Origin of the sequence: Acetobacter papayae JCM 25143 (genome assembly GCF_000613285.1) — a bacterium.
Classification (GTDB): domain Bacteria; phylum Pseudomonadota; class Alphaproteobacteria; order Acetobacterales; family Acetobacteraceae; genus Acetobacter; species Acetobacter papayae.
The window spans coordinates 17,319-27,466 of the sequence record NZ_BAIN01000036.1; the positions used below are offsets into that span (position 1 = coordinate 17,319).

Annotated in this window: 13 protein-coding genes and 1 pseudogene; 3 read left to right on the forward strand and 11 right to left on the reverse strand. The window is 55.3% G+C overall.

Annotated features, from left to right (window positions below):
- Positions 1-10: 10 nt before the first annotated feature.
- From JCM25143_RS09600 to JCM25143_RS18450, 9 genes are all read right to left on the reverse strand, one after another.
- Positions 11-451, reverse strand: coding sequence for a hypothetical protein (locus JCM25143_RS09600; RefSeq protein ID WP_025860969.1), 441 nt, complete (start codon positions 449-451; stop codon positions 11-13).
- 115 nt (positions 452-566) lie between these two features.
- Positions 567-2,357 carry a relaxase/mobilization nuclease domain-containing protein gene (locus JCM25143_RS09605; protein WP_025860970.1) on the reverse strand — a complete coding sequence of 597 codons (1,791 nt, stop codon included), beginning with the start codon at positions 2,355-2,357 and terminating at the stop codon, positions 567-569.
- Positions 2,344-2,586, reverse strand: a complete 243-nt coding sequence (locus JCM25143_RS22745; protein ID WP_199897857.1) for a hypothetical protein — start codon at positions 2,584-2,586, stop codon at positions 2,344-2,346. Before JCM25143_RS22745 ends, JCM25143_RS09605 begins: the two co-directional genes overlap by 14 nt.
- Positions 2,587-2,601: 15 nt before the next feature.
- Positions 2,602-3,279, reverse strand: a complete 678-nt coding sequence (locus JCM25143_RS18440; protein ID WP_025860971.1) for a lytic transglycosylase domain-containing protein — start codon at positions 3,277-3,279, stop codon at positions 2,602-2,604.
- Positions 3,266-3,388, reverse strand: a complete 123-nt coding sequence (locus tag JCM25143_RS25230) for a DUF736 family protein (RefSeq protein WP_369347368.1) — start codon at positions 3,386-3,388, stop codon at positions 3,266-3,268. Before JCM25143_RS25230 ends, JCM25143_RS18440 begins: the two co-directional genes overlap by 14 nt.
- Positions 3,382-3,603 carry a DUF736 family protein gene (locus tag JCM25143_RS18445; protein WP_051543186.1) on the reverse strand — a complete coding sequence of 74 codons (222 nt, stop codon included), beginning with the start codon at positions 3,601-3,603 and terminating at the stop codon, positions 3,382-3,384. The genes JCM25143_RS25230 and JCM25143_RS18445 overlap by 7 nt, the downstream gene beginning before the upstream one ends.
- On the reverse strand, positions 3,600-4,139 hold the full coding sequence (locus JCM25143_RS09620) for a S26 family signal peptidase (RefSeq protein WP_025860972.1): 540 nt from the start codon (positions 4,137-4,139) through the stop codon (positions 3,600-3,602). The genes JCM25143_RS18445 and JCM25143_RS09620 overlap by 4 nt, the downstream gene beginning before the upstream one ends.
- Positions 4,136-4,630: a DUF2840 domain-containing protein gene (locus tag JCM25143_RS09625; protein WP_408735034.1), complete on the reverse strand. Its 495-nt coding sequence runs from the start codon at positions 4,628-4,630 to the stop codon at positions 4,136-4,138. Before JCM25143_RS09625 ends, JCM25143_RS09620 begins: the two co-directional genes overlap by 4 nt.
- A complete protein-coding gene (locus tag JCM25143_RS18450) occupies positions 4,627-4,953 on the reverse strand; it encodes a helix-turn-helix domain-containing protein (RefSeq protein WP_025860975.1) in 327 nt (108 codons plus the stop codon). Before JCM25143_RS18450 ends, JCM25143_RS09625 begins: the two co-directional genes overlap by 4 nt.
- A gap of 559 nt (positions 4,954-5,512) precedes the next feature.
- Between JCM25143_RS18450 and JCM25143_RS09635 the strand changes: the two genes are divergently transcribed.
- The 3 genes from JCM25143_RS09635 to JCM25143_RS21535 all read left to right on the forward strand — a co-directional run bounded on the left by JCM25143_RS09635 (position 5,513) and on the right by JCM25143_RS21535 (position 8,587).
- Entirely contained in the window at positions 5,513-6,595 is a 1,083-nt protein-coding gene (locus JCM25143_RS09635) for a nucleoid-associated protein (protein WP_148300083.1), read from the forward strand.
- Positions 6,592-7,578, forward strand: a complete 987-nt coding sequence (locus tag JCM25143_RS09640; RefSeq protein WP_025860978.1) for a GTP pyrophosphokinase — start codon at positions 6,592-6,594, stop codon at positions 7,576-7,578. The genes JCM25143_RS09635 and JCM25143_RS09640 overlap by 4 nt, the downstream gene beginning before the upstream one ends.
- A 247-nt stretch (positions 7,579-7,825) precedes the next feature.
- A complete protein-coding gene (locus JCM25143_RS21535) occupies positions 7,826-8,587 on the forward strand; it encodes an HNH endonuclease (RefSeq protein ID WP_148300084.1) in 762 nt (253 codons plus the stop codon).
- Positions 8,588-8,805: 218 nt separating this feature from the next.
- Here the strand turns inward: JCM25143_RS21535 and JCM25143_RS18460 are convergent, their stop codons facing one another.
- Entirely contained in the window at positions 8,806-9,762 is a 957-nt protein-coding gene (locus JCM25143_RS18460; RefSeq protein ID WP_234395158.1) for a tyrosine-type recombinase/integrase, read from the reverse strand.
- A 6-nt stretch (positions 9,763-9,768) separates the two neighbouring features.
- Positions 9,769-9,858, reverse strand: a pseudogene (locus tag JCM25143_RS23955) (hypothetical protein); the annotation flags it as partial.
- Positions 9,859-10,148 lie beyond the last annotated feature (290 nt).

A 10,148-nucleotide genomic window follows, 5' to 3' on the forward strand; every position in this document is an offset into this window, starting at 1 on the left:
CTCGTTTGGCTCAAGACCTGTCCGGCGCGTCGCCGGGCCTCTGACGCATGGCGGGAATATCGAGCGGGATGTCGTCGCGGAACGACCGCCCCTGCGAGAGCCGCCGCCCCAGCGTGTCCAGAAACCGGGCAAAGCGTTCCTGTCCCAGCGCATTGGCGGCGGCCTGCGCCTCGGCGGGCAGGGGCGGCATCTGTCCCAGCCAGAAGCGGATGAACAGGGCATGCGTTTCCAGCGCGATCATCAGGTCGCGCTCCTGGCGCTGCATCTGGCGTGTCAGCCGGTCCAGACGTCGTATGAGGGCGGCTTCGCTTTTCTCCGCGCTATCGGGCGACAGAAGCGACGCGACCGCCGCCTCCACAACGGCGGAACGTGTCACCTTCCGGCGGGTCGCAAGGTCGCCGATCTGCGAGATCATGGCGACGGGCAGGGAGACGTTCAGGCGGTCACGCATGGAAACCTTCCTTGAAAAGTCATGATGTGACTGGAAGATTTTCCTGGAAACAAGACTTAAACCCCATCCGGCGTATCGGGGCGGGTCATGACGTAACAGGAACGGGCGGCATGGATCACATGCTGATCCCGAGATCGCGCTTTCGGTCGTGCCGCCAGTCGACTCCCCCGTCATCACGGGCAACGCCATCGACATAGCGGTCGTGCTGCTTCTCCAGCGATGGTGCCCAGGGCACAAGCTGGAAGCCCAGTCCGTTGTCGATCATGGCAAAGCGGCCCAAGGACAGGTTGAGACGTTTCACATACTGGCCGGTGACAAAGTGGCCCGGAACGCTGCGCTCATAAGCCAGCCCGGTCTGTTGCGCGAGTTTCGCGCCGACCTGATCCAGTTCCTGCTGGCGTAGCGTGGCCAGAAGGTTTTTCTGATAGCGCACGGACCCATGCTGCTGGAATGACGCCAACCCGCGATCCGCGAGGTGACGGGTGCGTTCCTGCATGGCCTGCCGGACCTCGGCCCCGAAGCCGGTGCGGGCGAGGTCCATCGGCTGGCGCTCCACCAGCCGGTGATCCAGCCATGTCGCGCCCGGCGCTTTCACTTGCGCGGCAAGGTCCAGATCGGAACGCGCGGACAGCACCAGATAATCCTTCCCGCTCGCCCTACTGGTCGCGGTGTGGATTTCGACGATGCCGCCATTGGGTGGGGCGTCGCGGAAGGCTTCGACGCTAGGGAAGCGGACATGATGGACACGTCCGTCCGTGGCGTCGATCACGGCATAGGCTTCGCCGGTCAGTTCGTTGTGCAGACCGTGTTCCAGCAACCGCCCGGTCAAGGCGACAGGCTGGTCGCGCTCGGAGATCACATAATCGCCGGGGGACATCACCCGGTCATGATTGCGCCCCGTCATGGCGCGGTGCATGGTTTTGATGATGTCGCCCCGTGCGCCCATCTCGCGCAGCGTGTCCGCCATGCCGAGGGCAAGCGACCATCTTCCCGGTCCTTCCGGCGTGGCCAGCCCCATGCGTTCGAGCGTCTGCGCCCGTCCGGTCAGGAGAGCGCGATGCGATGCCTCCTCGCCGGGGCCAGTGGTGATATCCGACCGCAAATTCACTATGCCCAGATCATCGGCATGGCGCTGCAACTCGACATCGAGACGGGTCCAGCGTTCCGCTGTCACATCCTGGCGCAACGCGGCTTCGATCTCGTGTTCGGCGCGTGTGCCGAGTTCCAGCGACACCAGATCCTCCGCCCGCGAACGCAGCCCGTGGCTGATATAGTCTCGGGTGATGACCAGATCGGCCCCAGTCTGATCCACACCGCGCACGATCAGATGCACATGCGGATTGTCGGTGTTCCAGTGCGACACGGTGGCCCAGTCCAGCTTTGTGCCGAGATCGGCCTCCATCTGCGTCACGAGGTCGCGGGTGAAGCTGTCGAGGTCCGTCATCTCCGGTGCCTCCTCGGGTGAGATGATGAAGCGGAAATGATGCCGGTCATCCCGACAACGGGCAGCGAAATCCTGTGCGTTCACCTCCTGACCATCCGGTCCGAACAGGTGCGCCTTTTCGCCGTCACGGGTGACGCCATCGCGGCGCAGATAGGCGAGATGATCGGCCAGCGATCCGGGACGCGCGCCGCGCCCGGTCTGTCGCACCACGCGGGCCTTCACGGTGACGCGACGATGGGCGTCGAACAGGCGGCTTTTGCCAAATCGGGAATGACCCCGCCCGAAGGTCGAGGGGCCAGAGCGCGGGCTGCTGCCTTTTCCCTTTCCGGGGCTGCCGCTACTGCCTCCGCCCGCGCGTCGGGAGGCATGGAGCACCTGCGCCAGAAAGGTTCGAGGCCGGGCGCTGCTTCCCTTGCTCCGGATGCGGCCCGGCCGGACCCGGAAATCCTCATCGCGGGCCATCAGAACCCCACTGTGCAGGAACATCCCGCAGGAAAGCAGCACACAATCCAAAACCCTGCACACGACCGACCGAACCTGCACACCAGAAGACGAAGCGCGACCGCGCTTTGTCGCCCGACGTGGCAGGGTGTTTTATCTTGCCTTCCTTTTCCTGCATGTTTCCCGATCCCCCCAACTCCAGACGCGTGCCCGAACCGCTCCCGATGGGATGACAGGCTTTCCCGCTCATGCCGTAAATCCTTCGTCACGGTGCGTCCTTTTGCGAAACGGGGATGAACAGGCCCTGAGGTCGGGGCTTTGATCGCATCACCTGAACGAAAATCGGCATCACCTCCGGCGCATCTTGGGCCGCCTCTCGGGATGCAAACGGGCCGACAAAAAGCCGATTCCCAGATGGCATTTCGGCGTGCGATTGATTGACGAAACCCGAATCAGAAATCGTGCTGCCAATCGACTCTCCACGCAGCAGTTGGATGACTCTGGTGACGTATTTTTTCGTCTCGTCGGGCAGCGTTTTCCCTGCTGTCAGAAACTGCTCATACCGCCCTGGCCCGGCATTATAAGCGGCAAGAAAACCCGCATCGCCGTAGCTGTCATGCAGCCAGCGAAGATATGTCGCGCCTGCGATGATATTGTCGTGCGGATCGTATGGATCAGCCCCGAGATTCAACGTCGCGCGCAGTTCCCGCCATGTGTCGGGCATGATCTGCATGAGGCCCGTCGCGCCCTTGGGTGATACCGCAGAAGCATCACCCTGGCTCTCCGCGCGCATCACCGCCGTGATCCACGCCGGCGGGATGTTCACCCGCATGGCGGCCTCAGTGACATAGGTTTCGAATGGTGCAGCGCAAACAGTCTGCACGGGCATTGCAATCCCGCTGCAAACTGTCAGCACACCAAGCGCGTTTTTAACGTGATGCATGACGTGGATCAGGTCGGTTCCAGACCAGCCGGAAGCTGTCGGAACCGTCGCGGTCGGGCATCAGCCGGGTACGCAAGGGAGAGGCAAACAGCGGGTCGTCAATCAGCACGGCCAGCCACAGGCCGATGCGCTCATTCTGCCGTACCCAGGCGCAGCAACCTGCGCGGCGTCATCCTCAAGACCGCGCAGGACGCGATAATCGGGGGCATTTTCCGATGTGCGGTTTTCGTTCGGAACGATGGAGAGATCGTCGGCCATCAGGAAGGTGGTGATCTGCCCGAAAAACCCGTTGGTCGTATGCGTGAAGGTGCCAAGATGGATCATAGCTGATCTCCTTTGGTGTGGGGAGTATGAGAAGCGGGAAGCCAGAGCGGGACCGCGCGACCGATCACCGACGCAGCGGGAAGCGGGCCGAAATACCGTCCGTCGAGGCTGCGAGGTTCTGCCGGGTTCATGACGAAAATCTCGTCGGGCGAGAGACGATGACAGCCTAGCCAGACAGGCAGCGGGCGTCCGCGATGGTCACTGGTCAGCGCGTCACCCACACGCTTACCGTCGATTGTGACGCTGCCTTTTGCGCGGCATACAGTCTGTCCCGGTAGTGCTGAGACCGGCTTGAGCAACGGCACGCCGAAGGGCAGATAGCCACGCTGAGCCAGCAACAGTGCCAGCCGGTCGGGCAACCGGATCGCGGCCATATCTCCGACATGGAGCGCGCTGCCGGGACGCACCCGATACAGCCCGACCGGCACACTGGCCGTCTCGTTCCAGAGCAGCCGGGGCGCAACATGAATGACGGCGGACACGCCAACCGCCAGCACGACAAAATATGTGCCGAAGAACCAGGCACGCCGGGTCATGACAGAAGCCTCCTTCGCGCCAGCCATGCTTTGTGCATGGCGAGTGTATAGGGGCGGGAGGCGACATTTGCGGCGATGCGACCGTTCAGGATGCGCCAGTGATCGGGGCAGATTTCTGCGGGATGAAGCCCCAGTGCCTCGATGGCGTCGATTTCTTCCAGCACGCGCCGGACCTTCGGCCAGCCCGAGACGTCCAGCAGCAGTTCACCGCCAGGGCTGACAAAAGGCACGGTCTGGAACGGCTCGTGCATGTCCACCGCGCGCACGATGTCGAGGCAGGAAATGACGGTTCCGTAGTCGTTGGCAGCCCAGCGGATGAAGCCGAATACGCTGCCCGGTGTGAACGCAAGCAGACGACGGCGCTTGTCCAGCACCTTGTCTGATACCGGCTGACCAAAGCGTAGCCAGTGTTCGACGCGTTTCTGGATGAAGGTCAGTTCGACCGTGGTCAGGCCGAACAGGGCGGCGTCGGAGGTGTCCATGTCGGTCATGATCTGTTCCTCCATGACGCCCGGTTACGGAGTGCAGCGACAAAATTTTCATCGGAGGTGCTGTTGCAGCGGTGACGTTGCAGCCAGTCCTCGACATCCTGCCGGGAGTAGAGGACACGGGTGCCGATTTTCAGGAAGGGTGGCCCGTCGCCAATGCAGCGGTATTTTTCCAGGGTGCGGATGGAGACGCCGATCAGATCGGCGGCTTCACCACTGCGCAGATAGGGGCGTTGGATACGGGCCGGTGCGGTCAGGGCGCGCGGGAGCGTCTGTGTTGCCGGGGCCGGGGGCTGTTCCGGCTTTGGTCCGGGTTTCGTGGTCATGGAAACCTCCCTTGTTGATGCGGTCTGCTTCGGGGGTGAAGCGGTGTCGCTAAGGGGAGGCTGACGGGAAAAATGGCGTTCGGGAGTGGAGGAAATGACGTGCGCGAATTTCTCCACCCCAAAAGCGTAGCGAAGCGCAAGGGAGGGGGCGTTGATTGTGCGCCTTGGGCGGAATCCTGATAGGCGGCCCGTAAGGCCATTTCCGCTCGCGGCGCGGGGCGCCTCGCGTACCTATGTGCCTGTTTCCTTTGTTGGTAAAATCGCCGGTGGAAGCACCCTGAGTGCTTCCCAGAGGCGGGTGACCGCATAGCCTGTTAGGCGTTGCTTCGCTCATGGCTCTGAACTGAGCGCATATCACATGGTAACGTCGACAACGATTTGGTGCTTGCCATGTGGGGCAGCGACAGTAGTCTGATCCTTAAAACCTGTTTGGCAACGCGCATCGGAGCGACACTACTGCGGATTTTCAAACAGGATCTTATCGCGTTGTTTTTTCTGTATTGCTTATTAATTAGTTCTAAATATTATCTTTAGAGATAATTTTATAGGAGGTGGGGGTTTGATTGTCGAAAATCTATCTATCAACCGAGTTGTCATGCATGAAGTTTTTCAGAGGAAAGATAGCCCTAAAATAGTCCCGCCATCCTATGGCAAAGAGCTTGAGACATTAGACGCCAAAGCCCTTAGTCATTTCGGGAGGAGGATTACCGATGCCTTCTCAGCTCAATCCAAAAGCATAGAAATGCAGATTGTGAAAACCGACGATGCAAGCGTGATCGGAGTTGCTCGACGCCTTGTGCTTGCAGCGGATAATGATTTTCCCACGATCTCTAATCATGTGGCAGACGCGCTTGCTGACGCGCAAAAATCGCGCGGTATCCCGGGCGGCATGTTACTGGTTTTCGATGGCAAGGTTGGCAGTGATGAAAAGCCTTTCGTTGGCGTGATCAAAGCTGAGATGCAGTCAGGGTTTCAGCGCCGCCAAGACATGGCTAAAGTAGTTACTGAGTTTCTTGAGAATATATTTTTAACACCAGCCACGCGACTGTATAAGTTGTCTCTTTTCATATCCGGGGACGAGATAGTCACAAACGACACCCAGTGGCGATGTTTCGTTTTTGACAGTAACATTACTTCAGCTCGACCCGAGAATGCAGCTGTCTACTTTTATGATGGATTTCTCGGCTGCACGTTTCCTGAAAATGGAAAATATGAAACTGCAAAATTCTTTGACTTAACCAAGGAGTTCGTTCGCTCTTCGGTAAAGGATCGCGACTTGAGGCGTGATCTGAGTGATGCGTTATTTGCGTTCGTGAAAGTTGACCAAACTCCTACGTTTACCTCTCAGCAGTTTGGTGAAACGTACTTACCTCCAGAATTGCGCGACCCATTCAACAAATTTCTTGAATCAAAAAAATTCCCAACCAATAGAGCGGTTGTTCGTGATCTCAGTGAAATGAGCGGTAGACTAAGACGCAGGAAGTACAAATTCGGACCAGATATCGAATTTTCTGTGTCGCCGGATGCGATCCGAGACGGTACTGCCACAATTGAAGACTTACCCGCCGAGGATCTCGCTGGAGGTGAAGCCAGAATCTGGACTAGAATTACAATTCGTAGACCAGTGACGGAACAGTTATGACGACTGAATTCGAAATACTTCAGCGTTGGAGTAACGATAAAGAGCACTATGATGCTTGGGGTAAATTCATCATCCAAACGATAGTCAAGGCGCTTTCCGTTCAGGTGAAGGTGCCGGATCTCTTCTTGCGCCTTCCAGTCAAACACCGGTTAAAAGAGGATGCCTCTCTCATTCAAAAGGCGCTTTATCGCGGAAAGGGCTATGCAAACCCCTACGACGATATTGAGGATAAAGTTGGAATTCGTTTTGTTGTTCTTACTTCGGACGAAATCTCTATCATCGAAAATACAATTACTCACTCCGGAGATAAGTTCTGGTTCTGGGAAAAGGCTCGAGATTTTGTCGAGGAACGTGCTTGTAAGCCTTGGGAGTTCGGTTACCAGTCGGTTCACTATGTCCTTCGGGCGAAAGCCGGTGTCAGCTTAGAAGGTAATCCGATACCGCTAGATATTCCTTGTGAAATCCAAATCCGTACACTATTACAGCATGCATTTAGTGAACTTACCCACGACACAATTTATAAGCCGAGCGTTAAATCTACACCAGAGATGATGCGTGCTGCAGCAAAGGCAATGGCACTGATCGAAGCGACCGACGACTATTTCTGCCAAGTCGGTCAGTTGATTGATACGTCAGTTAAAAGTGTCAAAGAACTTATTAATGCATTGGCTGGACACTACATTGAAACTATAGGCGTTAAACCAACAGTCACCCGGCTTGATGGCGAGCTTATTGATGCATATCTCCCGCTTTCTTCTGAAAATTCAGCTGAGACTATTATTTCTTGGCTGAATACAAAGCGTTTCATTGAAAAACGTATCGCAGAGAGGCGAGAGACGCAGGTACTTTATTCTCTTCCGGCGATTTTCCTCATTTATTTTGTTGTGGGAAATTTTCCTAATATTGCTCTCTCGCCGGGCATTTTGACCGATGAGGAACTGGAACCGATATATTCGGATCTCGGCCTAGCCCTGCCGCAATAAAATGGAGGCAGCAGAGCTTTGAATTATTCATGTCTTCTACGTGGAAAATTATCTGGGAAACGCTATGTTGGACGCGAAGGAATTTCTAGAGGAAAGCGGGATATCCGAATCTTTAATGTTAAATTTAGATCGCACAGGCCACAGGTTTTTATGAAAAAATGGGCCACTCATTTTATATAGAAAGAGAGAAAAAACATCGAATAATGAAATTCTAGATGTATCGTGCTACGTTTGTGAGGAAAAATATGTGGTGAGACCAAGGGCAATGGATCCAGTACTATACAGCAAAAAAGCATATGAATTTTCCGCAATGATCTTTGACGAAATTTCTGGAAATGAAGAGATTATTGCGTATGGAATGAAAGATTTCCTTGAGGGTGAAAATGACGATATTATCGGGAGAATGTTGAAACCATGTAAGCGTACTCTTCTTCACTCATTTATAGAAAATTTTATAAAATGTATTTTTGAGTATTATAGAAGAAAACAGGTATGGTCTGAATTTCGTTCTTTATTTGAGTCTGTTGATGTTGATGTGCCTGATTGGATTCCTGATACTGAGGCGATGGAAGATTTTGATTTTGAATTGCCAAATGACCGCCAGAAAGACGAATTGGAGGTAATTTTAAGTATTTCTATTCCAAAGATAGTGCCATCCGTTTTTAGAATACTATTCTCCGATAGAAATTTCCTTCTCCTCTTTAACGAAAAATTAAAAGAGTGCCGAATTGAAGAAATTGGATTATATGATAGATTAAAAAGAAGAAAAATACCTAAATGGCTTGAAAAAGGAATACTCTATCGAGATCGTGGTATTTGCCAGTTTTGCGGACATGATGTTAGTGGGGTGAATAATCCTATGGTAGAAAAGCACTACGATCATATTCTACCTTTAGCTGCAGGAGGGTGTAATGATCCCACAAATTTTCAGCTAAGCTGTGGGAAATGCAATAGAGCTAAAGGGAAAAAAGTGTTAAAGAATCCGCAAAAGTTAGAAATTTATTGGTAATATTGTAATTATAAAGTTGGGAAAAATAATTATCGATTCTGTGTCAAAAATTAATGATTGTTTCAATTGCTCGGAGCTGTGCAGGCTGATGGCATACAGATTCGTGAAAAGCCTATCCGCCTAGGCGTGGGCGGCTCGAATCTGGTCAGGTGTCACTTTTATGGAGGAAATATATTTTCGTTCAATATTACTAAGGGCGCATCGACTGGGATAGAGGCCTAGGTGATCCTGTTTTCTGACGCAGTGTTCCCAAGCGCACTGGCGATAGCACTAGCCACGGTATTGGCAGTCTCTCTGATGGGATCGGTTTTAAGGTGGGCATAACGCGCGGTGGTCTGCACCTGGGTGTGGCCTAGCAGTCGCCCGATCATGGTCAGGTCCGCGCCAAGCTGGAGCGCGTCCGATGCGAAGGAATGGCGGAGATCGTGGATGCGCAGGGTGTCCAGCCCGGCCCTTGCGCGCAGGCGTCGCCACGGTTTCTGGATGTCCGTTAGATACTGCCCCTCAACCTTTCCGGTGATCACGTAAGGATTGCCCTCGATCCGGGGAAGCCCTACCAGCACGTCCAGCACCGCTTTGCCGACAGGCACCACCTTGGCCCCAGTCTTGGAATCCGGCAGGCGCAGGACACCAGCGCGGACGTCCACATAGTCCCATTTCAGTGTCTGGATTTCCCCAAGGCGGCAACCGGTCAGTAGCAGCAGGCGAATGCAGGTTGCGGCTTCCGGCTCGCCGTCTGCCTCGCGGAGCACCTTGCCCAGCCGGGCCAGTTCGTCCGGTGTCAGGTAACGTTCCCGCTTCACTTCCTTGTAGCGTTTGACCTTCCAGCAGGGATTGATCCCGTCCGTTCGTACGCCCCAGGTGTCGGCCAGGGTAAACATGATGGACAGCACGCCGAGCACCCGGTTGGCCTGATAGGGTGTCTCTTTCAGCCCCTGGTGCAGTTCGACGACGTCGGCGCGTGTGACGTCGATGATTTTGAGCGTTCCCAGCTTCGGTGTGATGAACAGGTCCACGCAACGGCCATATTCGTACTGGGTCGAAGGCTTGCAATGCGAGGCGACGTGTTCGTCAAGGAACCGCTTGCCAAATTCCTTCATGGTCGCGGCGGCGCGTAGCCGGTCGCGCTGTGCGCCGGGATCGCTGCCGAGCCGGACATCGGACAGATGCTTCATGGCCTCGGTGCGGGCCTGATCCGGAGTGATCGGGCCATGCGGGCCGATGTTGACCCGCCGGATGCGCCCGCCCGCGCGGAACTGGGCGAGGTAGATTTTTCGGCCCGAGGGATGAACCTCAGACCAAAGCCGCGAAGCTCGTCATCCCAGAGGAAATACTCCTTGCCGGTTTTGGCGGCGGCCTCGACGGAACGTTTCGTGATCTTGACCATGCTCTTGCCTCCAGCGCCGGAATCACTGGAATCAAATAGGAATCATTTGGGGGCGAAATCAGGCGATCCCGGTCAGAAGAGTGTACCATATCCAGAGTAAAAACTTAAGGAAAGCCGCTATTTATCGTGAAAAAATCGGCTCTGTGCGGTAATTGTGTAAGTATTCGACTGGAA

Coding starts and splice junctions, on each gene's coding strand:
- JCM25143_RS09600 (WP_025860969.1), bottom strand. CDS start 451: ATGCGTGACCGCCTGAACGTCTCCCTGCCCGTCGCCATGATCTCGCAG.
- JCM25143_RS09605 (WP_025860970.1), bottom strand. CDS start 2,357: ATGGCCCGCGATGAGGATTTCCGGGTCCGGCCGGGCCGCATCCGGAGC.
- JCM25143_RS22745 (WP_199897857.1), bottom strand. CDS start 2,586: ATGAGCGGGAAAGCCTGTCATCCCATCGGGAGCGGTTCGGGCACGCGT.
- JCM25143_RS18440 (WP_025860971.1), bottom strand. CDS start 3,279: ATGCATCACGTTAAAAACGCGCTTGGTGTGCTGACAGTTTGCAGCGGG.
- JCM25143_RS18445 (WP_051543186.1), bottom strand. CDS start 3,603: ATGATCCATCTTGGCACCTTCACGCATACGACCAACGGGTTTTTCGGG.
- JCM25143_RS09620 (WP_025860972.1), bottom strand. CDS start 4,139: ATGACCCGGCGTGCCTGGTTCTTCGGCACATATTTTGTCGTGCTGGCG.
- JCM25143_RS09625 (WP_408735034.1), bottom strand. CDS start 4,630: ATGACCGACATGGACACCTCCGACGCCGCCCTGTTCGGCCTGACCACG.
- JCM25143_RS18450 (WP_025860975.1), bottom strand. CDS start 4,953: ATGACCACGAAACCCGGACCAAAGCCGGAACAGCCCCCGGCCCCGGCA.
- JCM25143_RS09640 (WP_025860978.1), top strand. CDS start 6,592: ATGACGACTGAATTCGAAATACTTCAGCGTTGGAGTAACGATAAAGAG.
- JCM25143_RS18460 (WP_234395158.1), bottom strand. CDS start 9,762: ATGAAGCATCTGTCCGATGTCCGGCTCGGCAGCGATCCCGGCGCACAG.